This window comes from Pseudomonas putida (assembly GCF_001941965.1).
GTDB lineage: Bacteria > Pseudomonadota > Gammaproteobacteria > Pseudomonadales > Pseudomonadaceae > Aquipseudomonas > Aquipseudomonas putida_L.
On record NZ_MKZO01000058.1, the window covers coordinates 44340 to 68074 of the forward strand.

At 62.9% G+C, this 23735-nt stretch carries 21 protein-coding genes; 8 read left to right on the forward strand and 13 right to left on the reverse strand.

Annotated elements, in window-relative coordinates; translation table 11 throughout:
- Positions 1–4: 4 nt before the first annotated feature.
- From PSEMO_RS25890 to PSEMO_RS25940, 9 genes are all read right to left on the reverse strand, one after another.
- Positions 5–1999 (reverse strand): relaxase/mobilization nuclease domain-containing protein, encoded by a 1995-nt coding sequence (locus tag PSEMO_RS25890; protein WP_019396546.1) that lies wholly within the window; start codon positions 1997–1999, stop codon positions 5–7.
- Between the two features lie 445 nt (positions 2000–2444).
- Positions 2445–3041, reverse strand: coding sequence for a S26 family signal peptidase (locus tag PSEMO_RS25900; protein ID WP_031631133.1), 597 nt, complete (start codon positions 3039–3041; stop codon positions 2445–2447).
- Positions 3038–3583 (reverse strand): DUF2840 domain-containing protein, encoded by a 546-nt coding sequence (locus PSEMO_RS25905; RefSeq protein WP_031631134.1) that lies wholly within the window; start codon positions 3581–3583, stop codon positions 3038–3040. The genes PSEMO_RS25900 and PSEMO_RS25905 overlap by 4 nt, the downstream gene beginning before the upstream one ends.
- Positions 3580–3852 carry a hypothetical protein gene (locus PSEMO_RS25910; RefSeq protein WP_031631135.1) on the reverse strand — a complete coding sequence of 91 codons (273 nt, stop codon included), beginning with the start codon at positions 3850–3852 and terminating at the stop codon, positions 3580–3582. Before PSEMO_RS25910 ends, PSEMO_RS25905 begins: the two co-directional genes overlap by 4 nt.
- Positions 3849–4487, reverse strand: a complete 639-nt coding sequence (gene parA / locus PSEMO_RS25915) for a ParA family partition ATPase (protein WP_031631138.1) — start codon at positions 4485–4487, stop codon at positions 3849–3851. The genes PSEMO_RS25910 and parA overlap by 4 nt, the downstream gene beginning before the upstream one ends.
- A gap of 301 nt (positions 4488–4788) precedes the next feature.
- Entirely contained in the window at positions 4789–5646 is an 858-nt protein-coding gene (locus tag PSEMO_RS25925) for a replication initiator protein A (protein WP_031631139.1), read from the reverse strand.
- 26 nt (positions 5647–5672) lie between these two features.
- A complete protein-coding gene (locus PSEMO_RS25930; protein ID WP_444851699.1) occupies positions 5673–5942 on the reverse strand; it encodes a helix-turn-helix domain-containing protein in 270 nt (89 codons plus the stop codon).
- A 127-nt stretch (positions 5943–6069) separates the two neighbouring features.
- Entirely contained in the window at positions 6070–6840 is a 771-nt protein-coding gene (locus PSEMO_RS25935; protein ID WP_031631142.1) for a DUF2285 domain-containing protein, read from the reverse strand.
- A gap of 321 nt (positions 6841–7161) precedes the next feature.
- Positions 7162–7509, reverse strand: a complete 348-nt coding sequence (locus PSEMO_RS25940) for a DUF2958 domain-containing protein (RefSeq protein WP_031631145.1) — start codon at positions 7507–7509, stop codon at positions 7162–7164.
- A gap of 265 nt (positions 7510–7774) precedes the next feature.
- On the opposite strand from PSEMO_RS25940, the gene PSEMO_RS25945 reads away from it, so the two are divergent.
- Complete coding sequence (locus PSEMO_RS25945; protein ID WP_031631147.1) at positions 7775–8065, forward strand: helix-turn-helix domain-containing protein; 291 nt, start codon at positions 7775–7777, stop codon at positions 8063–8065.
- 33 nt (positions 8066–8098) lie between these two features.
- On the opposite strand, the gene PSEMO_RS25950 is transcribed toward PSEMO_RS25945, so the two are convergent.
- The 4 genes from PSEMO_RS25950 to PSEMO_RS25970 all read right to left on the reverse strand — a co-directional run bounded on the left by PSEMO_RS25950 (position 8099) and on the right by PSEMO_RS25970 (position 12456).
- Complete coding sequence (locus PSEMO_RS25950; protein WP_031631150.1) at positions 8099–8413, reverse strand: DUF736 domain-containing protein; 315 nt, start codon at positions 8411–8413, stop codon at positions 8099–8101.
- 775 nt (positions 8414–9188) lie between these two features.
- Complete coding sequence (locus PSEMO_RS25960) at positions 9189–9398, reverse strand: hypothetical protein (protein WP_031631151.1); 210 nt, start codon at positions 9396–9398, stop codon at positions 9189–9191.
- Positions 9399–9460: 62 nt separating this feature from the next.
- Positions 9461–11545, reverse strand: a complete 2085-nt coding sequence (locus PSEMO_RS25965; RefSeq protein ID WP_031631153.1) for a ParB/RepB/Spo0J family partition protein — start codon at positions 11543–11545, stop codon at positions 9461–9463.
- 80 nt (positions 11546–11625) lie between these two features.
- Positions 11626–12456: a DUF932 domain-containing protein gene (locus PSEMO_RS25970; protein ID WP_031631155.1), complete on the reverse strand. Its 831-nt coding sequence runs from the start codon at positions 12454–12456 to the stop codon at positions 11626–11628.
- A gap of 583 nt (positions 12457–13039) precedes the next feature.
- On the opposite strand from PSEMO_RS25970, the gene PSEMO_RS25975 reads away from it, so the two are divergent.
- The 7 genes from PSEMO_RS25975 to PSEMO_RS26005 are packed head-to-tail and all read left to right on the forward strand — an operon-like array spanning position 13040 to position 23728.
- Complete coding sequence (locus tag PSEMO_RS25975; protein ID WP_075806001.1) at positions 13040–13270, forward strand: helix-turn-helix domain-containing protein; 231 nt, start codon at positions 13040–13042, stop codon at positions 13268–13270.
- A complete protein-coding gene (locus tag PSEMO_RS25980) occupies positions 13270–16083 on the forward strand; it encodes a DUF499 domain-containing protein (protein ID WP_075805772.1) in 2814 nt (937 codons plus the stop codon). The genes PSEMO_RS25975 and PSEMO_RS25980 overlap by 1 nt, the downstream gene beginning before the upstream one ends.
- The gene (locus PSEMO_RS25985) at positions 16083–17102 is read left to right on the forward strand and encodes a hypothetical protein (RefSeq protein WP_031631163.1); all 1020 of its coding nucleotides are present in this window, start codon (positions 16083–16085) and stop codon (positions 17100–17102) included. Before PSEMO_RS25980 ends, PSEMO_RS25985 begins: the two co-directional genes overlap by 1 nt.
- Positions 17103–17112: 10 nt before the next feature.
- Positions 17113–18189, forward strand: a complete 1077-nt coding sequence (locus PSEMO_RS25990) for an SIR2 family protein (protein ID WP_031631166.1) — start codon at positions 17113–17115, stop codon at positions 18187–18189.
- Positions 18190–18196: 7 nt separating this feature from the next.
- Positions 18197–19990, forward strand: coding sequence for an ATP-binding protein (locus PSEMO_RS25995; protein WP_075805773.1), 1794 nt, complete (start codon positions 18197–18199; stop codon positions 19988–19990).
- A gap of 10 nt (positions 19991–20000) precedes the next feature.
- Entirely contained in the window at positions 20001–23219 is a 3219-nt protein-coding gene (locus PSEMO_RS26000) for a DUF1156 domain-containing protein (RefSeq protein WP_031631171.1), read from the forward strand.
- On the forward strand, positions 23216–23728 hold the full coding sequence (locus PSEMO_RS26005) for a hypothetical protein (RefSeq protein WP_031631174.1): 513 nt from the start codon (positions 23216–23218) through the stop codon (positions 23726–23728). Before PSEMO_RS26000 ends, PSEMO_RS26005 begins: the two co-directional genes overlap by 4 nt.
- The last annotated feature ends 7 nt before the right edge of the window (positions 23729–23735 follow it).

Genomic DNA, 23735 nt, shown 5'->3' on the forward strand with positions numbered 1-23735 from the left:
GGTCTCAAGAAATACTTGGCCCGCGCTGCCGTCCAAGCTCCCAAGATACGCCGCCACCGCGCACCACGGCGGCGATATGCTGCCCCAGCCGCTGCTCGATCACCGGCCGCCACGGCACCAAGCTGAATCCCATGCCGTCGTCCAGCATCGCGTAGCGCCCGCTGGCGAGCATGACGCTGCGCCGGTAGATGCCAGCCACGCGCTGCCCGTCGGCCACCGGGCGATGCTCCAGGCCGGTTTCAGCGGCAATGCCCTTCGCGGCCTGTGCCAGTTCCCGGTTGCGCAGTGTGCCCAGCAGGTTGCGCGCCAGGATCACGCGCTGCCCGCGCCGCTCGGCCAGCCCCTGTTCGGCCAGGAAGTCGGCGCGCTGTTGCATGGCCTGTTTGGCCTCGCCACCAAAGCCCAGGTCGCCCAGGCCCGAGCCGCCGCCGATCAACTGCTGGTCGAGCCACGTGGCCCCGATCACGCGGGCCTGCCGCTCGATGGGCAAGTGCGATTTCAGCTCCACGGCCACGCCGCCCAGGCGCTGCGCGTCGTACTGGCGGCCACGCTCGGCCAGGTCGTCCGGCACCTTCCATAGCCCTTCGGCAACGCGCTCCACAATGCCGGCCCGACGCAGGGCCTCCAGCCGGCGGATGTGGGCGGCGACGACTTCTTGCGGGTCGCGTCCGGCCTTGGCCCGGCCCTGCCCGATCGCCAGGTGATGGTCAGTGCGGTACAGGCCATCGCTCGCCAGCGCGGCGATGTTCTTGTCGGCTGCGCGCACGTCGGCCGAGCCTTTCACCTCCACCACGGCGCCGCTCGGGTAGTTCGCCAGCTCGTCGCGGGCGTTGAGCGCGACGTAATGGGCCTTGCCGTCCACCCCGTCGATGACCAGATAGCCCCGGTCGCGCAGCTCGTCGGCCAGCCCCTTCGCGGCCACACGGCCGAGGATGGTTCGGCCATCGTCCCCCGGCTCGAACACGGCCAGCTCGCGCGGCTCGCCGCGCATGGCCCGCTGCACGGTGCGGATGATGTCGCCGCGCTCGCCCAGCGCGCGCAATGTCTTTTCCGCATCGGCATGGATGGCCCAGGTGCCGGGCTGCGTCTCGTCGGCCAGGCCCAGGCGCTGCAAGTGTTGCAGGCGGCCGATTAGCATCAGGCGTTGGCGCTGCAAGCGGGGGGCGTTGAACCTTTCGACGCGCACCAGGCCATCGCCGCCGGCCTCGCCTATCTCACGCTTGAGGGTGCGATCCAGGCTCGTCCACCGCTCTTGCTCCACCTCACGCTGCAAGGTCTGCTGGATCTCCAGTTCGGTGCGCGGCCCCAGCCATTCGGTCGCCAGCTCGGCGGCGCGATAGCGGAAGCCATCGGCGATGTAGTCGCCCGCGATGATGAGGTCTTTGCCGGTGTCGTCGCGCCCGCGCACGACGATGTGCGTGTGCGGGTTGTCGGTGTTCCAGTGGTTCACGGCCACCCAATCGAGGCCCGTACCCAGGTCGGCCTCCATGCGGCCCATGAGGTGCCGCGTGTAGGTGCGCAGGTCTTCCAGCTCCGCGCCATCCTCGGGCGAGAGGATGAAGCGGAAATGGTGCCGGTCGTCGGCGCAGCGTTCCTTGAAGGCGTCGAGATCGGCCACGTCTGTCTGCGGCCCGTAGGCTTGGCCCGGCTCGCCGTCGCGGCCCACGCCGTCGCGCTCGATGTAGCGCAGGTGCTTGGCGAGCGACTGCGGGCTGGCCCGCTGGTGGTTCACCAGCAGCGTCTTGATGGTCGCGCGCCGCGACATAGGCGTCAGCTTCGCCCCGGCGAAGCGTGCTGCCGTGTGGCCGCGCCCCAGGCGCGAGCCGGGCCGCTGGCCGGTGCCACTCGCCGATGCCGGACGGCGCACCGTGGACTTGCCGCTGCTGGCTTTGCCCGCCTGTTTGAGCACCTTGGAAACGAAGCTCTGCCCCTGGCCCTTGCCCCGGTTCTTCGGGGCGCTGGGGCGCACGCGGAAATCGTCGTCGCGGCGGTCGGTCATGGCTGCGCTCCCTGCAAGCTCTGGCGTGTCCTGTCGTGCGAAGCACGCGGACATGCCTGCATTGGCGCGACCTTCGCGCCGAACGCGGCACGGCGGCAAAGCCGCTCCGTGCCGCGCCACCCCCATGTGCAGACTGGCTTTCGACGCGGCCCGGTGCCGCGTCCTTTTGTCTTGCCTTCCGCCTTTGCCCCTCGCTGTCGCTCCGGGCGTCGGCGGCCCGGCGGCGCTGTGCTGCTTGCAGCCAGCCCGCCGGCGAACGCGCCGATGGCCGCAGGCCAGGCACGTTCGAGGCAAGACGCCTGCACACTGGACGGCTGCGCCGGAGACAGCGCGAAGTGCGGTGCGAATGCCCCCGCACTGCACGCGCGACGACACGACGACGAACAGTAGAACGAGACGCCCGATGGCACGACAAGATGCACGGCAACGTGCAGCGAGTCGGCCATCATGGGCGCGACTCCAGCCAGACCGGATGCGCGAAGCCGATCACGGCGGATGCGCTGACCGGGCCGAAATACCGGCTGTCGAACGATGCCGGATTGGTCATGCTCAACAGGAACAGCTCGCCCGCTTGGAGACGGCGGCAAAGCTGCAAGGATGGCAGTTGCCGGCCCAGCCGGTCGGCGGGCAGCGCGGCGGCCGCAGGCTCGCCGTCGATGCGTACCTGACCAGCAACGATGCAAACGTGTTGTGGCGCGACCGCACCCACACGTTTGAGCAGCGGCACGCGCGTCGGCAGGTAGCCGCGCTGCGCGGCCAGCATGGCGGACTTGGCGGGCAGCGGCACCAGCACAATGCTGTCCACGGACAACGGACGTGGCAGCGAGGCGGTGCGCGGGTCGAACGGTTCGATGCGATACCAGCCGACCGCCACGCTGTCGGACGGGTTGTAGGTCAGGCGCGGCAGCGGCGACACGAAAGCCGCCCAGGCCAGCGCAGCGAGGCCGACGGCGGCGAAGCCCGCCAGGACGATGCGAGCGCGCAAACGTGCACGGGGCGAGCGAGGACGCGACACGGGGCCGGTCGTGGAAATAGTGGTCATGGGAATGTCCTCCCGGCCAGCCAGGCGGCGTGCCGTTCGATGCTGTATTCGGGCAGCGGCGAGCGCGCCGCAAGCCGGTTGGCGAGCGCGCGCCAGTACGCGGGCGACACGGCGGTGGGCGCGATGCCCAGAGCCTCAATGCCGTCGATGCGTTCGAGCACGGCGCGCACGCTGGCATCGCCTTCGGCGTGCAGCAGCAGGTGTGCGCCCGGCTGCACGGCAGGAATGCGCTGCACCGCATCGAGCGGCGTGGCGGTCTGCATCACCATGAGCTGCCAGCGGATCGTGCCGTAGTCGTTCGCCTGCCAGCGGATGCGGCAGAGCACCGCACCCGGCAGGAACACGGCGCAGCGCCGCCAGCGGTCGAGCTGGAGCGTGCGTGCCGGTTCGCCGAAGCGCAGGTAGAGCTTGAAACGGGCATCGATGTAGGCCAGCGCCACGCGCGTCAGCGGCACGTTGCCGGCCTGGCCGGTGAGTGTCGCAAGCGCGGGCCGCGATGCAGCCGTGGGCGCGTGCGCCGCAGGTAAGGCGGATGTGTTCATGGCGTGTTCTCCCTGCGGTGTTCCGGAAACTCGCGCTCCAGCAGTTCGCGCAGTAGTTCGGCCACGGTCACGCCTCGCGTGAAGGCCGATACCTTGATGCGCGCCCGCATGGCGGGCGTAATGTCGAGCGTCAGGCGAGCCGTGTAGAGGTCGCCTTTGTTGAGTGCATCGGCGTCGCCCTGGCGAATCCACGCCTCGGCGTGAGGATTCGCGGGCGGGCGTGCGCCGATGCCAACGCGCTTACCGCGTGGTGGCTGCTTCGCTGTCATGTCGGCCACCGCAGCAGTTCGTCCACCAGTGCGGTGATTTCGCGTGCGGCGGCACTGTCGGGTGCCGTCTCACGGGCGAGCCGGCCAGCGGCCACGCTGTCGGCGAACACGATGCGCTGATGCACCTCCGAGCGCAGCGCGGGAAGCGGCTGTTCGGCCAGCGATTGCCGTGCCTCGCGGCCGATGATGGTGGTGCTGACGCGCCGGTTGATGACGAAGGCCGCGCGCAGTGCAGGCCGGAACACCTGCGCCTCGCGGATCAGCGCCACCATCTCGGCGCTGGCCCACACGTCATAGGGGCTGGGCTGCACCGGGATCAGCACGCGCTCGGCCGCCAGCAGCGCGGAGCGCGCCAAGGCGGCAATCCTGGGTGGGCCGTCGATGATGACGTGATCGGCCCGCCTGGCCAACTCTGGCGCTTCCTGATGCAGCGTTTCGCGGGCCAAGCCCACGGCGCTGAACAGCCGTGGCAAGCCCTGCTGGCTTCTGCGCTGCGTCCAATCCAGTGATGAGCCCTGCGGATCGGCATCGAGCAGGACGACATGCTGGCCGTGCATCGCCAGTTCGCCCGCGATGTGCGTGGCGAGCGTGGTCTTGCCGACACCGCCTTTCTGGTTGAGCAGAGCGAGGATCATGGCGCGGCCCTCCAGTTTGAAGAACCGGGCTGTTCTTGCCCTGCTGAACGGCGTTTGGTTTTGGGCTGATTTCGCCTTTCAAGCCGCCGTGCTTTTTTCGTTTCGGGAGTTGTCCACCGAAACGGTGCTTCTCTACTAAAAGTTAGAGAATTTAAGTTAGGAATGTTAGAGGCCGGCGAAACCCAATGCTGGCGCGGGTTTTCGGCCAATTTTGTTGCCTGATAGCACGAGGATTTGTTGCCTGATAGCACGAGCCTTCTGTTGCCTGATAGCACGAGTGAATTAACAGGTTTTCCCGCACTTATCCCCGTGCCGTGGGCGGCACGGGCCGGAAGGTCAGCAGCTCGGTTTTCTCGCCGGGCATCCGCTCGATGCCCAGGACGTAGCCGGGCAGCGACTGCCGCGCCACCAGCGTGCGCAGATCGGCGGCGAAGTCGTAGAAACGCGCCACGCTGCCCGACTTGCGGTACAAGTGCTGGAAATCGAATTGCCAGCCGTGCTCCTGCCGGCCTCCATGCTTGCGCACCAGCCGGTACAGCCAGCGTTCGATGCCGCCAGTGAGCCGGAAGTACGTCGGGTCGATGGTCAGTACCAAGGCGGCGTCCACCACGCCCGCGTAGAACCAGTCTGGCAGGATCAACTCTATGCCCAGTGGCGTGCCGCTGGCATCGGCCAGTTCCTTCCACTCGTTGATCCACGAGAATCGGTGCAGCCGCCTTCCCGTGGTTTCGCGGATGGACGTGGCCACTGTGGTCGATTGCAGCCGGTCGAGCGCGGCCTTGAGGCGCTGGTAGTCGCGCAGCGACGTACCGCGCCCGATGAAGCGCAGGATCTCGTAAGGGCGCACCTGCATCAGCCGCGAGGTCGGGATGCCCGCATCGCGGGCTTCCACGATTTGGCTGGCGGCCCAGATCAGGATGTCGGCATCCCAGATTGTTGCGATGCCGTGTTCCCGCGTCCCTTCCACGCAGATGGTGATGCCGCCCGCCCGGAAGTCGATCGGCGCGGTGCGCCGCGACTTCGCCAGCGAGAAGAACGGAAAGGCCATCAAGTCCTGGCTGTCGCGCGGCGCCATGTCGCCCGGCAGCGCGCGGAACAGGTCGAGCTGTTCCCGCTGCTTTGCTGGTCGCTGCCGCAGGGGCAGCGATGGGCTGGACATGGCGATTGCCACCGGCGAGCCAGAGATCAGCGGCCGTCACGGTAGTCGCCCGCATGCCGCTCGGCATATTCCGGGTCGGAAGTCGCCGCGTAGCTGTGCGCATCGGCCCAGGCATCCAGGTCGGACACCGCGTACATGACACGGCGGCCGAACTTGCGAAACTTCGGCCCGCCGCCGATCACGCGCTGTTTCTCCAGCGTGCGCGGCGACAGGCGCAGGTAGTCGGCGGCTTCGTCGTTGGTCAGGTAGCGTTGGGGCTGCGCGGGTGCAGCGACAGCAGCGGCGGCAGGCCGCAAGGGAGCAGGTCGCATGGGAAGTACCTCCATCAAGCCCGGCCACACCACGCGGCCGGATAGAGGCACTTTCAAGAAAGCGAGGCTTCTTGCTAAGGGACGAAATGAAGAGGCTGCAAAACGTCCCCCCTTACTGCGATGCAACTGGCGGAAGCTGCGCCAGGCTGCGATAGCCGCCGCGCATCAACGCCTCGCCACGCCGCACCAGCCGCCGCACGCGGGCACGCAAGGCGCTGTCCTTGTGCCAGTCGGCCGCGACGGCATCAGTGCCGAACAAGCCTTCGGCCACTTCGCGCAAGGACGCGCCCGCCAGGGTGGCGTCGAGCGCCTGCAAGGTGTGCAGTTCCAGCATTGCCGATAGCGACGGACGTGGCCGAACGGTCGCCGCAGGTGCGGCACCGGCGGCTACGGCGATCGTATTCAATTCGCTCGCGATGGCCGCATAGCGTTCGCAAGGCGCGGCGCAGGCCCGGATGGCATAGGCGTAAGCCATGCCGTCGGCCAAGCCTGGCGCGAGCACGAAGCGCAGGCAGCAGCCGGGCCAGCGCGCCATCAGCACCAGGCGCTTGCCGTCATGGATCAGGTGTTTGCGGCCCGGCAGCTTCCAGAACTCAAAACCCAGCGCATCGGGCGGCGGATCTGCATCCGGGTAGAGCTGCACCACGGCATCGTGATCGGGGAACCAGGCCGGATGCGCATCCCGCGAATCCAGGGTGGGATCTTCCAGCAGACGCAGCCCCCAGCGCTCGGCAGCATCCGGTTGGCGACGATGGCGCAGCCAGTCGCGCCGGTAGTCGGGATCGCGGCGCAGATACTCCCAGGCCAGCGCCGGGCCATCCAGGTGCAGAACGTAGAGATAGGCCGCCGTGGCATACCACGGCTCGGCACTGCGATCAGCCATGAGGCAACCTCCCTGTGCTGGGGATGCGTCGCCAAAGCGAAACGGCGTGCTACGAGGCCATCGTCAAAACGTTATGGGTGAAGCGTAAATTGGCAGTGTCAAGACCGATGGACTCCGATGCGTTGCTGAAATCGTCCGAATGCGACGGCGGCAACGCACTCCAATGGCATGCCGCGTCGGCCAGCTTGCCGCAGCCCGCGCCAGGCATCATGACCGTTTCGATCAGGCACGCACCGCTACGGTGCAAGACTGCCGATTCAGACCGAACGGGTCATAGACCAGACCGAAATAGACATAGTGCGCCCCGCTTCGCGGTGGCGCTCAATCGGTGATCGAGCCGTTGTCTTCGGCCAGTCGCAGGTATTCCGACAGCCGCCGCACCGGCTTGAAGTAGCGATCCCGCATCACGGGCTGCTGGCGCGGCCCGACGATGGCGGCCAGGTCGGACAGCTTCACCGTTCCCAGTGCAGGCATGCCAATCCCCAGGTCGATCAAACCGTGGGCGGTATCGCCATCGGCTGGATCGAGTGAGGCCAGCAGCCAGGTGACATGCGCATCCGGGGTGAACAGGCGCACCACGGGCAGTGGATCGGTGTCCTGCCCGGCAGCACGGGCTTGGCCGTTGGCCAGCAGGCGCAAGCGTTCGTCGGCGGTGATGAGCGGGGTCATGGTTTTACTCCCACGGATGCACAAAGCATCAGAGACGCTTTACCGCGTTCCCTCGTAAGCGGGGATGCGCAAGCCCACGCATCCGCAGAAGCGTGGAAGCACGAAGGCACATGCACGGAAGTCAAGAAAGACACGGATCAGGCTCTCCGCTTTTGAAGAAAGCCGCCAATGCGGATTTCAGTAAAGGCACAAAAACAGGTGAGATTGGATGAATGAGTTAAATATAACGTGGTTTTAATTGTGCTGCGAATCGACGCTTCTGTCTATGCAGAAGCGAACCGTCCAGCGCGGCCGACCGGCCGGCTCCACCACCTTCGACGCCGAGCTGGCCCAGGCTTTCGGTGTGGCGGTGCGTGCGCTGCGCACGGAACGCGGCATCGCCCAGGAAACGCTGGCCAACCTGGCCGGCATTGAGCGCTCGCACATGGGCAAGATCGAGCGCGGCGAGCACGCGCCGACCCTGGCGATCATCTTCAAGATCGCCGGTGCTCTGGAGTGCAGCACAGCAGCGCTAATGGCCGAGGCGGAAAACCGACTTTCGGCTTCCGAGACGTAGCGCCTCGTCGCGATGGACGGGGCGCTGCGGCGGTTACGCCGCTTTGGGCTTGCTACGCGACCAGATCAGGTCGTGCGTGCCGTCCCCGTTGTCGATCAGACGGGCATAGACCGTTGCAGGGAAAGAAGGATCGTCCAGGGTCACGGACACGTAGGAGCGTCCTGCCTCGCTGGTCTTTTTCCACGCTGCGCCGATGTCATGGCCAGCCGCTTGCAGGCGGTAGTCGGGTGCGCTTTCGTTGTTACCTTTGTCGTTGGGAACCAGCTTGACCTTGACGTTGAGGGTCAGGGTGCGAAGCGTGCCGGTGAAGCCGTCTTTCTCTGCGGTGAAGGTGCCGATGTTTGCCATGATGAATTTCCTTTCGGTTGAACAGGGTTCGCGCCCATCGCGTCCTGTTGTGATCCGAACGGCGGGGGGACGGGCTGGCTGCACCGCTTGCGGGCGCAACGCAGTGGAGCGCCTGGAAGCGAAAGGAATTTGTCCCGCGAGGAATGCGCGCAGCGCAGGGGAAATTGTTTTCGCTGGAAGGTTGCAGCCATAGAAGCTCGGCCACCGCCAGTATTCATAAACAGACAGAACGCCTTGGGCCGACCCGCTCCGGAAGGAAACATGGCCGGCTCGGCTCCCCGCGTGACGGCGTCACCGGCTTGCGCCCTGACACGGGCAAGGACAACGCCCAGCGACAAGGTGAACGCGTCCCTGACGTAGCAGGCGGCCTCTTGCTTGAGGCGTGGCGTGGAAGCTCCATTGCAAGGCCGGGCGGCGTGTCGGTGAACCGTCCTTCGTGACGTACAAGCGACGAACCGCCAGCGTCGAGGACGGCACGCTTTCATGCAACCTGTGGCAGCAAGCCGGGGCGTAGGCCCACAAGCCCCGATCATTGGTGCGGGGCGCATTCGGAATGTCGTCGGCGCTGTGCGCCGACGCACTGATGGGTTTTGATCGGCTTCGAGGGTTTCCCGCGCACAAGGCTACTTGTGCGCCACCCCTGCGCGGCCTGCCCGAAGGCGGCGCAGGGGCGCTCTGGCTTTGGGCCTTGAACACCGGGCGCGGCTACCGCCGCGCCCGGATTTTTGGCATTCCCCGCGCCCAAGACGGAACGGCTTGGGCGCGGGACTGCTCCCTATTCTTTGGTTTCGATGATCCACCACACGGCACGCGGCAAGGCGCGGTCCGTAATGGGGTGCAGGTCGGTCAGGTCGGCGCGGGCTATCCAGCCGCGAGTCGGGCGGTAACCGCGCACGTCGCTAGCGCCATGCCAGCGGCGGGCGCGTAGCGTGCCGGGGGCATAGGTCGCGGCCATGCGGGGGCGGTTTGCGGGGTGGTGGTTCATGGTGGGTATCCTCGGCATGAAGCGCCCCGGCCGGAACCGGGGCGCTTATCTGCTGTGCAGGGTCACGCGGCCAGTGCCTCGGCCTGCGGCTGCTCATCCGCCACGGCGGCGGCTTCCTCCGGCGCTTCGGCTTCCGTGTCGGTCGCTGCTTCCTGCGCGGCCTGCTGCGGGTCTTCGGTGCGGAAGATGGCGGGCATCCAGCCGGTGCCATCGGCCAGCCGTTCGGCTTCGCTGGCAATGTCGCCTTTCTTCAACTTCGCCAGCCGGGTGACGTGCGCCGGGGCGTACTGCTCCACGGCTTCCAGAATCGCGGCCTTCGGCACATGCTGGAAATAGCCGTCAGCGGTGGGCTTCCACCATGCGGCCATGTCCAAGCCGACAGCCTGCGCCAGTTCCGCGCCGGGTTGGTGCTGTGCAGCGCGGGACGTCACCACGTCCACCGTGACGGCCACGCATACGGCCAGCAGCCGCACCAGTTCATCCTGCGACTTCGCCAGCAGCACGGCGAACAGTTCGGCGCTGTCCTCCGGCAAGCCTTCGCCTGCTACCTGCTGCAACTCGCGCAGCGCCACGGCGGCGGGCGAATCCGGTATGTCCGGGGCGATGCCTTCCAGCCGGTCTTGCGCTTTGAGGCTCACGCCCAGCGGCAACGCATCATGACGGTGGCCGTAGTGGCTTCCCTGCAAGACGGTCTGCACCATGCCATGCACCAACGCGGCCAGCGCCACTTGCGGATGACGGGCGACTTCGATTTGCAGCGCGGCGGTGCGGTGGGCGCTCAACCGCTGCGCCAACTTGTCGGACATGGCGGCGGTCTTGGGCTGCCCCTCGCTGTCTCCGTCCTCGCCTTCGTGGTCGTTCCCGGCATCCTCGCCGCTGAAACCTTGGCGCAGGCGTTCCAGCGTGCGCAGCGCCTTGGCTTCGGCTTCGCGCATCAACCCGCGATGAATCACGGCTTCGCCGCTGCGGTCGATGGTGACGATGGCACCGGCTGCGGCCTTCACGGTCGCACCGTAGTCCTGCAAACCATCTTCCAGCGCCTGCAACTGCTCGCCCAGGGCTTCTCCTTCTTCCTGCAAGGCATCGGCCTTTTCCTCGTCGTCGGCGTCCAGCGCGGTATCCACGGCCTCGGCCAGTTCGTGCAGCTTGGCTTGCAGCTTCTCGATGCGGGCAGCTTCGCGCTTGTTGGGTTCACGGCACTCCCTCGGCGCACGCTGGAAGGCGTGCAGGTCGGCATGGGTCACGCTCGGCGTGGCATCCACCCATGCCCAGCCTTCGGCCTTCACCTCGGCGGCAATGCCTGCCAGCTTGTCTTGCGCCAGCCGTTCCAGCAGCGCGGCATCGGTCAGATACACGCCTGCATCCCCTTCCGCGAACAGGTCGCGGCGAATGCCGCCGCCTGCGGCATCGTAGGTGTCCAGCCCGACGAAACGCACCAGCGGATGGCGGTAGGCGTCAATCTCCCTTTCGGTGAGGCGGTCGCGCAGCGCGGACGGCTGGCGCTGCCACGCCGGCGCGTCATAGAAGGCGCTTTCCTGCGCGGCGTGGTCGTCGGTGATGGCAAGGGCCATCAACTGATCGAGCGTCACGGCTTCGGCACGGTAGTCGGCCAGCAGGCGCGGCGAGACGTTCGCCAGCTTCAAGCGGCGCTGCACCACCAGCGGGGACACGCTGAAATCGGCGGCTATGTCCTCAATGGGGCGGCCTTCGGCCACCAGAGCGGCGAAGGCTTCAAACTGGTCTGCCGGGTGCATGGCTTCACGCTGCACGTTCTCGGTGAGGCTGGCCGTGCGGGCGGTTCCATCGGCCACCAGCAGGCAAGGCACGTCCCATTCCTTGCTGATGCGGCGCTTCTTCGCCAGCAGCTTCAACGCGGCCAGCCTGCGGCCACCGGCCACCACTTCGTAATGCTCGCCATCGGCGGATGCGATCACGATCAGATTTTGCAGCAGGCCGACCCGCTGGATGCTGGCGGCGAGTTCGGGAATGGACATGCGCGGGGTCTTACGCACGTTGCGGCCAGCGGGACGCGATACCAGCCGCGACAGCGGGACAAGAATCAGGTTCTTGGCCGGGTCGGCGGCTTCCAGCGGGATAGCGGCGGCGGTGTTGAGGGCGCGGGCTTCGGTTTGGGTAATGGCGTTCATGGTGATAACTCCTAACGGTTCAGGGATGCAGCAGCGAGGGATGCGGCAAGGGCTGCTGCCTGCCCCTGCCGCGTGGGGAATCAGGCTTTCAACTGGCGCAGGCCATCGGCCAGCATCCAGAGGGCGCGATTGAGGCGCACATCGGAATCAATGCCCTGCACCGGCCGGGTCTGCTGGCGGCGTCCGTTGGCGCTGCGCCCATGCAGTCCGCCTTTGGTCAGGTTTTCTTGGGTGCGGTTGAACACGCTCCACAAGTCCGGGCGGCGGTCGTCGAACCGGCGCGGCATCAGGATTTGCGATTCGGTGATGGGCGCGGGCTTGTTGTCGGTGGGGTCGTACTTGAGAGCCAGCGCGGAACGGGCGAACACCTCGGCTTCGCCTTCGTCCAGCGTGATGGCCTGCATGGATTCGCGGGATTCCAGCGCACGGTCAAAACCGTGCAGCACCTGATAGGCACCTTCGATCACTTGCCCGGCCACGTCGCCCTTATGCGGCACGCGCACATCGGCCACGGTATCGCCGCAAACAAGGCCATTGCTGCACACGAAACGGAACATGCCGGCCAGCATCTGGTAACTGCTGGTGCCGTCATGCGAGTTCAGCAGGATGATTTCGTTGGCTTCGCCTCGGGCGTTGATCTGGCTGGCGTGGCGCAGCCGGATCATGTGCTTGGTGTAGTCGCGCCGGTCTTCGTGGCGGGTGCGGGTCTGCGTCACCATGAAGGGCTGAAACCCTTCCTTGCGCAGTTCGGTCAGCACCGTGGCGGTGGGGATATAGGCGTAACGCTGGGAACGGCTTTCGTGGGGTGCTTCCGCGAAGATGGACGGAGCCACGCGGTGAATCTGGTCATCGGACAGCGGGGAATCGCTGCGCAGTACCGGGGAAAGGGAAGCGAAACGGGATGCAAGCATGGTCTTTCTCCTGACGAAAAGGGTTTGCTGTTCAAACCGCATACCGGATTCCTAGATTCGGAGCCCAGCCTTTCGGCTGTTCTGTGCGGTTGGCACGAGGAACCCGGTTGGCCCTGTTGCCACCGTCTTTCCTGAGTTCATCGCCCGCGACGGTCAGGAGCCCACGGACGTGGGCCGTCAAGGAGAAAAGCGGCAGGTAGGTGCGGCCCGCAGGCGCAGCCGAGGACACGGCCTGGCGCGCCTTGATGGCACGCGGCCACGGGCTACAGTCGCGAGCAAGGTGATGGAGTCAGGAGAGACGGCTGGACATGGCAACGGCCGCCGCGATGTGCAAACCGCACGCAAGCGAAGCGCGCAGGCCCGAAGCTGGAAGCCGGGCCGTAGGCGTCAGGGATGTGGAAGGCTGGCGAATGCCAGTCCCGTCAGGGATGAGCGGACAACGAACCTGGCGCAGCCTGGGCCGCGAAGCGGAGACGCACGCAAAAGCAATGCGCAACACGCAGAACTTGCCAATTTCGCCGATTCTTGCCAAATTGGACTAAAATTCGCCAATCCATGAACTGTTTTGTTGGGCTATAGCGCCATGCCGACTGATAGCGACGAAATTTTTACCATTGAAGAAATGGCCGTCTATTTAAAGGCGGGCAAGCGCACGGTTTACCGCTTGGCGGCAGAAGGAAAAATTCCCGCGTTCAAAGTTGGTGGGACTTGGAGATTCCTGCGTGCGGACATCGAGCACTGGATCAAGCAGCAGTCAACCGGCCAGTCCAAGGACGGTCTCCAAGAAAAATCGCGTAAAGAGGAAGAAAACTAATGCTTGGATTGACTTTACGTGATGAGTTTCGGGGCAAGCGCCTCAAGGGGACGGCCATTGAGCTTTCCAACGACTCGAACACTGGCGCCACTCAGATTGCCGCACAGGCATTCTTGGAGATTACATATCCGACCCACGATCTGCTGAAGGGGATCGAAGCCGTTGGTCCTAACCAAGGGCGGCCGGTGGTCGTGATCGGCGAGCGCGGCCTGGGTAAGTCGCACTTGATGGCAGCGCTCTATCACGCAGTCAATGATCCCGCATCGACGGGCGCTTGGCTTAACTCTTGGTCAAGCACGCTGGGTGATCCCAGCATCGGAAAGATTGCACTACGCGATGGCATGTTGGTCATTGGCGAGAGCTTGCACCGTCAACGCTATAAATTCTTGTGGGACTTGCTGTTCGAGCGCCATCCGCGTGGCGAATTCATAAAGGGCAAGTGGGAAGGCATGGGGTCGGCCAAAACTGACATACCCTCAGACAAGCTCATCATCGAGCTGCTTGAGCATCGGCCCGCGATGCTCCTCCTCGACGAATTCCAGACTTGGTACGACGGCCTGACCAACACCAAGCAGTACCCCTGGAAGCAATGGGCATTCAACTTCATCCAGATCCTGTCGGAGATCGCCAAAGAGCGCCCCGACCTACTGGTGTTGGTTATCTCCGTGCGCAATGGTAGCAGCGATGCTTACCAGCAGGTACACCGCGTCAATCCGGTGGCCATCGACTTCAAGGCGGGAGGCAATGCCGAGCGCATCCAGCAGGATCGGCGGCGGATGCTGTTGCATCGCCTATTCGACAACCGTCTTCAGATTGCAGACGGCACCATCGAATCGCTGGTTGCACAACACGTCTACGAATACTTCCGCCTGCTGGATGTGCCGCCCGCTGAGCAGGATCGCAAGCGCCGTGAATTCACGGAGTCTTGGCCTTACGCACCCCACTTGCTGCGCCTGCTTGAGGAACAGGTGCTGATCGCCACAGATGCGCAAGAAACACGCGACATGATTCGCATCCTGGCCAACCTCTACAAGAGCCGAGGCGAAGCGGTGCCTGTGCTCACTGCTGCTGATTTCCGGCTGGATGACGATGCTTCGGGCATTGGCGCACTGCTGGATTCAGTTTCCAACGAACACCACCGCACGCTGCGCGAAAAAGCGCAACACAACATCATTTCGGTGACCGAGGCGGTGTACGCCCACGCCAACCTTGCCCCTCACCTGCAAGAAATCTTGAGCGCGCTGTGGCTGCGTTCCATCGCCGTCGGCAATCTGGCCGGGGCCGATCCTGCCACGTTGCAGGTGGACATTACCCGCAACAAGCCGGTGGATGGCAATGCCTTTCAGGTCGAACTGGCAACTATTGTCGAAAACAGCTTCAACATCCACCAGGAAGGCCCACGGTTAGTCTTCCGCGAAGAAGAAAACCCTCGCGCCAAGCTGATGGCCTGCGCGCGCAATGACAAGCTATTCACCGATGGTTCCGACCAAGCACAGCTTGCTAGACAGGTTCGCTATGTCATCGGCGGCAGCGAAGATGCTGCTGGTAAGTTCCGCGTGATTGCGCTGCCGAAATCATGGCAGAACGATCCCTGGGCGTCGCTCGACGAAGCCGAGCAGCCGGAGCGCTGGGACGACCGGCTTCCCATTCTAGTGCTGCCCGAAGAACCGGAGAAAATTGACCAGACGCTGGGACGCTGGCTCAAGGATCACCTGCAAAAGCGCCGCAACACCATTCGTTTCTTGTTGCCTCGCGCCGGTTCCACCAATGCCTTTCAGGATCGCGATCTGCTCATCCTTGCCCGTGCCGAAATGAAGGCGCAGGAATGGAGTGGTCAGAACCCCGAATACAAGAAACTCCACAAAGAATTTGAAGGCACGCTGCGCGAGAACCTGAAGAAGCGCTTCGATCGGTTTGCCATCCTGCACCGCTACGACCACCAGAACCCGCAACAATCGCTGCTCAGTGCGGAACATTTGAAAAAGCAAGGTGCACAAATCCCCGAGGGCATCGAGGAAACGCTGACCAACGACCTCTTTGTTCCCGAAGACTTCGAAGACCTCGTGCTTGAAGCCGCCTCTGAGAACGCACCCCTCGGAAAGCTGCTGCGTGAACTGCAAGAGCCTCGTCCTGCGGGCCAGGATTGCATCCCCTGGCTGGGTGAAACCGCGATGAAGGAGCGCATCCTGCGGTTGTGCGCGCGCGGCAAGATCGCCATCAACCTGCGTAATCTGGAGCACCTGCAAACGCAAGCAGGCGAAGATGAGGATACCGCTTGGCGGCGCTTGCGGCCCAAGCTCTCATACACCGGGCGTCAGCTCGATGAAGTGTTCCTGATGGAACCCTCGGCAGTGTCCGCCACCGGCGGCACTACGCCACCCGCGCCGCAGCCGTCCGCTGGCGGCAATGGTGGAATGGGTGGCGATATCTTTGGCAGTGGCACAGCTTCCGCCATCGGTTTACAAGAGCCGCAGCCTGGTACCACATCCACACCAGCTGGCATTTTCGGTGACACGAGCAGCGGCGCCAAACCGCGTATCCCGCTCTCTAATCCACCCACATCGCCGCTCAACCTGATCGGCAAGCTCGAAGGCTGGGGCATCGGCCCAGCTTCTCCTGTCCACGAGGTCCGACTTGCCTCCATTGGCAGTGCAAACGGTCGTCTTGTGGACGCGTTGAAAATTGTTGGCGAAGCCAGCAGTGAAGTCACGATCAAGGTGTCTTCCGCCACCGGTGCGCAAATCAAAGAACTGCTCAAGAAGCTGCCCGATGGCATGACTTTCGAGCTGAGCCTTGAGAAGGAGGACAACTGATGGCGTTGGATGCTCAAATCTTGCGGTGCTTAACCCAGGAAAGCCCGAAAGACGCGTGGCGTATCATTACCGAACGGGCGTTAGAGATCGCCTCCAAACCGCTGGCCGAAGGCAATGCCCCCGGCGAAGTGGTCAAGCGTGACCGCGAAATTGGCGAGCTCGATTTATTCCTTGCCTCTAGCGGCTGGGATCTGTGGCAGACCTTCGGTCAACCCGAAATCAGTGGTGTGGAACGTACCTCAGACCGGCTTGCGCGCTGGTGGAACGAGCCCGGTTATGGCCATAGCGCCGCTCGCGCCGTACTGATTCTTGACGCCCTCTCGTTGCGTGAACTGCCCTGGCTGCTGCAAGGAGCCAAAGAGCGTGGATTCACCCTGCACACAGTGGCCGCTACTGCATCCGAGCTGCCTAGTGAGACCAACCCGTTTGCCCGCGCATTAGGGCTGGCCAGCCGCAGCCAGCTGCAAGCCAACGGCGGCGGCTTGGCGCATAAGCTGCAACCGGCACAGACCGAAACCATCGATCTGCCGTGGAAGGACTGCGCAGGCTTGGTGGGCAACGCCTCGGGCGCGAAAAACTGGGTGTTCTGGCACCATTGGCCAGATGCCAAGCTGCACGATTACGGCGCAGGCCAGGGGCTGGAGCTTCTAACCAAAGATGCCGCGCAGCAACTTACCAGTGACGAATTTTGGGGCCTTGTTGAGCGCCTCGCCACTGGGCGGCGCTTGGTCATCACATCGGATCACGGCTACGCCGCCACTGGCTATTTCCCTGATGCCGATGGCGAGGTTGCAGCTCACCTTAAGCAAACTTTTTCAAGCGGACGCAGCAAGGCGGGGAATGGCGATGTTGGCCCCTTCGTTCCTCCGGTTGCATTGCAAATCGACAGCCCGCACGGCACACACCTGTTGGCGCTGGGCCGCAGAAAGTGGCGAAGTCAAGGCGGCTACCCGACGTTGACGCACGGTGGCCTCACTCTGCTGGAGGTGCTGTCGCCGTTTGTCGAATTGACCAAGTAGGCGGCGCGATATGTCAGCGGCAGAATTACCCGACGATCTCTTCACAGAAATACAGGGCGCTTTCCGCAAAGCGCCTGTGCTCCTTGTGGGGTCTGGATTCTCTTGCGGCTATGGCCTTCCTGGCATGGGGGCTCTGGCAGAGCATCTGGCGAATACCGTTAATGGCGTGCTGACCACAGATGAAGCAAAAAGAGCTTGGGCACAGGCAATTGAGGCGATCAAGGAGAACCTCGAGACAGGGCTGAACAATATTCCGTTGGGCGCTTTGGGCTGGGGTGAAATCGTATCAGCCATACGCAGTGAAACTGCTCGGCTGATTCTTGATAGAACGGCCACCGCTGAATCGAAGGTACTTCAAGAAAAAGCGGATGGTGGACACGCGCCATCACGCCTTCTGAATCGTCTGTTCGATGGCTCGCCGCAGAACGCAGAAGGCATTCACGTCATCACGACCAACTACGACACGTTGTTGGAGCTATTCTGCGATCTGGCAGGACTTCCCATTGATACAGGTTTCACCGGATTTCGCAGACGAAAACCTCGCCCCCGACCAATTTTCGAGAATCAGTACACGCGAATCTGGGTTGCTGAGAAGCGTCAGCAGCAATTCGACCACAGGCTTTGCAAAACCGTTCGCATCTACAAACCTCATGGTTCCATTAGTTGGTTGACCACCGATGAAGGGCCGATGGAGGTTCTTAACGATGCCGCAACAGCAGGTCGGGCGATCGTAGTACCCGGCCCGTCAAAGTACCAAGACGCGCTGGTCAATACCTTGTTCGACGAAATGCGAACCGCGATGAATGCAGCACTCGCCGATGCTCAAGCGTTGTTGTGCATTGGGTTTGGCTTCAATGACGACCATCTGCAAGGCGTCATCAAACGCCGTCTGGCGGCAGGCATGCCCGCAATCATTGTCACGCGCGACTCCACCCCGAACATTGAACAACTGCTTGGCGAACACCCTCACGTGATCGCTGTGTTCAGGAACGGTGACGGGGCGGTTTGCCGCTGGAATGGGAATGCATTGCAGTCTTCAGAGCCAATCTGGCAACTTGATGATTTTCTGAAAAAATTTGTGGAGTGAGGCAAGGATGAGCATTTTCAACTTCACCGACGAGCAGTCACTGGGCGAAGTCCGCAGTGTGGAAACCTCGCGGATCACCGTGCGGGTGACGGACGGTCAACGTCTGCAAAAAGCGCGCGTCGGTCGACTGGTTGCCATCCAGTCGATAGGGGATGAATGGCTGATCGGCATCATCGAAAGAGTGTGGCGACATCCGGTGGAGCTGCCGACGCTACCAGAAGCTGACCCACCAGCGGATATTGCCGGTGTTCCCCAGGAGGAAAACGGCGTGTCGATCAGCTTGGTCGGCACCTATCGCGCTCGGGATGGGCAGCGCAAGGACACCTTCACGCGCGCAGTTTTCATGCTGCCGGAGATCAACCGCCCTGTGTTCCCCATCGAAGAAAAGTCTCTCGAAGAATTCATGGGCATCTTGAGTGCATCGTCCAAGGCGGATGCCGCTGCCCCGCTCAAGGTCGGCACCTACACCCTGGATGGCAAGGCCAGCGCCTATATCGATGGCGACAAGCTTTTTCAGCGCCATGCCGCGTTGCTGGGCAGCACCGGCTCAGGGAAATCCTTCACTGTCGCATCCATCCTAGAGCAGTCCGCGCAACTGCCTCACGCCAATATCGTTGTGCTCGATTTGCATGGCAAGTATTCGAGCATGAAATTCGCGTCGCATTACCGCATCGCTGGTATTGGCGACATTAAAGCCAAGAAAGACGGGGCGATCTTCCTGCCGTTCTGGCTGCTGACCTATGACGAAATGCAATCGGTATTTGTGGATCGCTCAGGGGACAACGCACCCAATCAGGCACTTGCGCTCATGGATTCCGTCATGGTGATGAAGCGCGCAGCTATAGCCGCGCTTGGCAAGCCAGACCTTTTGGAAGGCTTCACCGTTGATACACCAGTACCTTACCGGCTTGCTGATCTTGTCCAATCGCTGGATGACAAAAACGACGAAGCTATTGATACCGGGGAAACCTACGCAAGCGGCCCGCGCAAAGGTCTAGCCAAAACCGAAAAAGGTCCATTGAATGGCAAGCTCTCGCGCTTCCTCATTCGCTTGAAAACCAAGATGAACGATCGCCGTTATGCGTTCATGTACCAGGCGCCGGAGGAATACGAGACTTACGAGGCGCTGCACGATCTCGCAAAAAAACTGCTCGGCACAGGTAACGTCAACGATGGCGTCAATCCTGGCATCAAGATCATCGATTTCTCGGAAGTGCCCTCGGATATCCTGCCGGTAGTGGTGGGCTTGGTCGGGCGGCTGATCTACCAAGTTCAGTTTTGGAGCAGCCCGGGCGAAGACGGTGATGCGCGCCACCCTATTGTCATCGTCTGCGATGAGGCGCATCTCTATCTGCCAAGCAGTGCCGCTTCCACCGGGCCGCTGGAAAAGCGCGCCCTGGAAAATTACGAGCGCATCGCCAAGGAAGGCCGTAAATATGGCGTTGGTCTAATGGTGGTCAGTCAGCGTCCCTCGGATGTCAGCACGACCATTCTTAGCCAATGCAGCAACATCATCAGCCTGCGCCTGGCGAATAAGACTGACCAGGCAGTGGTCAGGCAGCTCCTGCCTGAAAGCCTGGAAGGGTTGATGGAGGTACTGCCGACGCTGGATGTGGGCGAGGCTGTTGTGGTGGGCGACGCCACCTTGCTGCCGACCCGCATCAAGATGTCCAAGCCCAAACACGAACCACGCAGTGCAACGATCCCCTTTTGGTCGCGCTGGGCCACGCCCAAAGCGGAAGTTGATTTGGTTGCCGCGGTAGAAAACATGCGCAGGCAGTCGCGCGCACAAGAAGATTAAGGACGCTTGAATGGCCACCAAAAAAGAACTACTTGCACAGCAAGTCGCCAAAGCCGTCGGGGCGGGCAAGCCCGTCGCGCTGGAAACGGTCGATTTCAACGACCCCAACCGCGCCAAAACCTGCCTGGAGGTGGATTTCCCGATCCTGCCCGTCAATCAAGTGGCGATCATCGAAGGCAACGCGGGCAAGCCGATTTACCAGATGTCAAAGTGGTGGGCGCGGCGGCGCTCCAGCGTGTTTCGTTCGATGTTGATCGCTGCGGCGACCAAGGCCCCCGAAGACAAATCGCACGCGGCCAAACTGGTGTGGGACAACTACTACGCCAACCACCAGAAGAAGGGCGCGTTCAAACACCTGAAGGTGGCGGACATCTTCATGGGCGGCGGCACCACATTGGTGGAAGGCTCGCGCCTAGGCATGCAGATGGTCGGCAACGACCTCAACCCGGTCGCGTGGTTCGTGGTCAAACAAGAACTGGCCAACGTCGATCTGGAGGAAGTGAAGAAGCTTCTCGCCGACATCGAGGCCGAGGTCAAGCCGCAGATCATGCCGTACTACTACTGTGACGGCCCTGAAGGTGAGAAAGGCACGTGGACGCACCTGCCGTCGAACAAGGCAATGCCTGCCGATTTCGACCCGCTCGCCATCCCGCAGGGCGAGCGCAAGGATTACCGTTACGAAGGCCCGGAGGCGATCTATACCTTCTGGGCCAAGCATGGCCCTTGTCAGGTGACGGGTTGCGGCCACCGCACACCGATCATGACCAGCCCGGTGATGGCGGTGAAAACCATTAGCGTGAAGCACTGGGAACATACGTGCAGCAAATGCAGCGGCGAATTTCACGTTGAAGAGGAAGCCGCACGGATGGCGCCGGATGCGCCGCTGTATGTCGCGCCGGATGAACACCCGTTCTCCGTGCTCGACCGTAGAAAGGGTGTGATCTGCCCGCATTGCGGCCATGCGGCAATGGTCAACCTGGGCAAGCCGAAAAAGCCGAACAAAAAGGTCGAGCTAAGCTTGCTGGTACATCCGCAATGGCTGGCAGGCGAAGCCAAGCAGGACGCGAGTGGGCAGCCCTACGGCGGCTCGGCGCAAGACGACGTGGCCGCGACCACGCGGTGGGACAGTGAGCGGGCATCGAAGATTCGACTGCTGGAGGTGCGTGGTGCGCTGCCAGATGAGGTGGCGTGCCCGGAAACGAAGATCACCTTTGCGCCGGAAAGCGGCACGGTGCCGAAAAAATCCCACTACACCTGCGCAGCCTGTGGCACGGTGCAGGATGTGCTGACCACAATCAAGGCGACGGGCAAGACCGGGCCGATGGCTGCCTACGCGGTGCAGGGCTACGCGCCCAAGCGCGATGCGGCTGGCAAACCTTACAGCGGCCGCTTCTTCGCAGCCTACGGCACGGCGCACGCACTGCAATACGACGCAGCGTTCGCTGAATGGGAAGCGCGCAAGGATAAGGACCTCAAGGACTACTGGCCGCGCTCTGAGCTTCCCTATGGCTTCATGACCCATCACCTGCAAGGCGGCGTGCCGAACCACGGCTTCACGCACTGGTGGACGATGTTCAATCCGCGCCAGTTGCTGGTGCATGCTCAACTGCTCAAGGCGATTGTTGAAATCGGAAACTACGACTGGAATGTACGCGAGTTTGTAGTCGGGGCTTTTCAGCAGTATTTGCGGAATCAGAATCTGTTCTGTTTTTGGGACAGCGGCTATGACAAGCTCGTACCGCACATGAGTAACAACAACTATCACCCCAAGAATAATATCGTTGAAAACAGCGTATTCCCGGTGCTGGGTCGTGGCAATTGGGCTTCTTGTATCGATGGGATAAATGAAGGCCGCAAATGGGCGGCTCAACCATGGGATTCGGTGAGCATCGAAGCGCTGAAGCGTGGCGATCCCGTGTTGGCGGACCAGTTGGTCGGAAAAAGCGAAAAGGTCTACCCCGGCGATCCAGTGCTAGATGTGGCCGTGCACCAGGGATCATCTACAGATTTGGCACAGCTTGACAACGGCACTCTTGATCTGGTCATCACCGATCCGCCCTTCGGCGGTTTGCTGCATTACTCGGAATTGTCCGATTTCTTCTACGTATGGCTGCGCCTGGCGCTCAAGGACAAGTACCCGGCGATTTTCGCCGCGGAATACACGCCCAAATCGCTGGAAGCTGTGGCCAACCGTGCTCGCGAACCGGAAGATCCGGATGGCTTCTACCAGCGCCTGCTCACCCAGTGCTGGCGCGAGGCGCATCGCCTCTTGAAGCCCAGCGGCATCCTGGCCTTCACCTTCCACCACAGTGAGGATGAGCCGTGGGTGGCGGTTCTGGAATCGCTGTTCGACGCGGGCTACTACCTCGAAGCAACCTACCCCATTCGCTCCGACGAAACCAAGGGCGAAGGCGAATTCGGCTCCAAGACCATCGAATACGACATCATCCACGTCTGCCGCAAGCGCACCGAAGAACCAAAGCCGGTGAGCTGGGGCCGGATGCGCCGCGAAGTGATGGCCGATGTGCGCCAGTTGCAGGCCATGCTGGAAAACCACGCCAAAGAGGGTCTGCCCGCTGCCGACATCCAGGTCATCCGGCGCGGCAAGGCGCTGGAATATTTTTCTCGCCACTACGGCAAGGTCTATGTAGACGAAGGCCGCACCATCTCCGTCCGCGACGCGCTGGTCGGTATCAACCAGCTCATCGACGAAGACGCCGACAAGGGCAAGGAGCCGCCGCCGGTCAACGCCGAACCGATGACGCGCCAGTTTCTGCGCACCTTTGGCGCGGCCACCGAGATGAAGCGCGACCAGTTGCAGAAGTTTCTGCGCGGCACCATCACCACACCGGATGACTTTGAGCAGCGTGGCTGGTGTAGTGAGGTGAAAAAAGTCTTCACCCGCACTGCGCCGCTGGATTTCGCTCGCGATTGGCAAGGCAAGCACAAGCGCAAGCTCACCTCCGACCTCGATCAGGCGCTGGTGCTGATCGGCGCCTGCGTGGACGGCAGCGGCATCAATGCCTCGGACACACTGACAAACGAAAACTTCAAGCCGCATGTGGCACTGAAGCCGCTGCTGGAATGGCTGCAAAAGAACGGCTCCGATCAGACCACCCGCAACGCGGCGTCGCGCGCGGTGGCGATCTTCTCCACCTGGCAAGCCAGCCAGGCACCCAAGCCGCAGCAGGTTTCGCTGTTCGATGACGATGAGGAGTACACGCAATGAGGCAGGTGCTCGATACGGTATGGCAACGGCGCGGCACCAGCTGGCTGTGGGATGAGGAGGCACGCAACACCGTGTGCGCGGCGGGCGAGGTTTGGAGCCTGCGGCAGTTTTTGCAGGCGGCAGCCCCCAGTGCACAGGGCTGGCCGGATGACCTGCCCAGCAACGGCGGGCAGACGTTGGTGGTGGCCGGGCTGGAGGGCAGCTTAGACTTGCTGGCACCCGATCAAGGCGAAATCTGGCTGGGCGACACGATTAAACGCGCCATCCTGTCATTTCAGGATGAATACGGAGGAGAAGCAGCCTTGATTTTCTGGCTGCCGCAGGGCCAAGGCCGTTTGCGCGTGCAGGCTTCCACCGACGCTGTGAACTGGCTGTGCGAAGCGCCGCATCGGGGTCAACAGCTCGATTTTGGCCGCCTTCTGTGGGGTGAGGCCAACGAGTACCCGCAGGAAATTTTGCTACGCGAGGGCGCGAAAGCCGCCGGCCTATTTCACCTTCGGATTACTTGAGGCCAAC

Excerpts from the sequence above, each read along its gene's own strand:
- PSEMO_RS25900 (WP_031631133.1), bottom strand. The coding sequence starts at position 3,041 with ATGACCACTATTTCCACGACCGGCCCCGTGTCGCGTCCTCGCTCGCCC.
- PSEMO_RS25910 (WP_031631135.1), bottom strand. The coding sequence starts at position 3,852 with ATGACAGCGAAGCAGCCACCACGCGGTAAGCGCGTTGGCATCGGCGCA.
- PSEMO_RS25965 (WP_031631153.1), bottom strand. The coding sequence starts at position 11,545 with ATGAACGCCATTACCCAAACCGAAGCCCGCGCCCTCAACACCGCCGCC.
- PSEMO_RS25975 (WP_075806001.1), top strand. The coding sequence starts at position 13,040 with ATGCCGACTGATAGCGACGAAATTTTTACCATTGAAGAAATGGCCGTC.
- parA (WP_031631138.1), bottom strand. The coding sequence starts at position 4,487 with ATGATCCTCGCTCTGCTCAACCAGAAAGGCGGTGTCGGCAAGACCACG.
- PSEMO_RS25960 (WP_031631151.1), bottom strand. The coding sequence starts at position 9,398 with ATGAACCACCACCCCGCAAACCGCCCCCGCATGGCCGCGACCTATGCC.
- PSEMO_RS25985 (WP_031631163.1), top strand. The coding sequence starts at position 16,083 with ATGGCGTTGGATGCTCAAATCTTGCGGTGCTTAACCCAGGAAAGCCCG.
- PSEMO_RS25980 (WP_075805772.1), top strand. The coding sequence starts at position 13,270 with ATGCTTGGATTGACTTTACGTGATGAGTTTCGGGGCAAGCGCCTCAAG.
- PSEMO_RS25990 (WP_031631166.1), top strand. The coding sequence starts at position 17,113 with ATGTCAGCGGCAGAATTACCCGACGATCTCTTCACAGAAATACAGGGC.
- PSEMO_RS25950 (WP_031631150.1), bottom strand. The coding sequence starts at position 8,413 with ATGGCAAACATCGGCACCTTCACCGCAGAGAAAGACGGCTTCACCGGC.
- PSEMO_RS25905 (WP_031631134.1), bottom strand. The coding sequence starts at position 3,583 with ATGAACACATCCGCCTTACCTGCGGCGCACGCGCCCACGGCTGCATCG.
- PSEMO_RS25940 (WP_031631145.1), bottom strand. The coding sequence starts at position 7,509 with ATGACCCCGCTCATCACCGCCGACGAACGCTTGCGCCTGCTGGCCAAC.
- PSEMO_RS26000 (WP_031631171.1), top strand. The coding sequence starts at position 20,001 with ATGGCCACCAAAAAAGAACTACTTGCACAGCAAGTCGCCAAAGCCGTC.
- PSEMO_RS25890 (WP_019396546.1), bottom strand. The coding sequence starts at position 1,999 with ATGACCGACCGCCGCGACGACGATTTCCGCGTGCGCCCCAGCGCCCCG.
- PSEMO_RS25945 (WP_031631147.1), top strand. The coding sequence starts at position 7,775 with ATGCAGAAGCGAACCGTCCAGCGCGGCCGACCGGCCGGCTCCACCACC.
- PSEMO_RS25925 (WP_031631139.1), bottom strand. The coding sequence starts at position 5,646 with ATGTCCAGCCCATCGCTGCCCCTGCGGCAGCGACCAGCAAAGCAGCGG.
- PSEMO_RS25935 (WP_031631142.1), bottom strand. The coding sequence starts at position 6,840 with ATGGCTGATCGCAGTGCCGAGCCGTGGTATGCCACGGCGGCCTATCTC.
- PSEMO_RS26005 (WP_031631174.1), top strand. The coding sequence starts at position 23,216 with ATGAGGCAGGTGCTCGATACGGTATGGCAACGGCGCGGCACCAGCTGG.
- PSEMO_RS25995 (WP_075805773.1), top strand. The coding sequence starts at position 18,197 with ATGAGCATTTTCAACTTCACCGACGAGCAGTCACTGGGCGAAGTCCGC.
- PSEMO_RS25970 (WP_031631155.1), bottom strand. The coding sequence starts at position 12,456 with ATGCTTGCATCCCGTTTCGCTTCCCTTTCCCCGGTACTGCGCAGCGAT.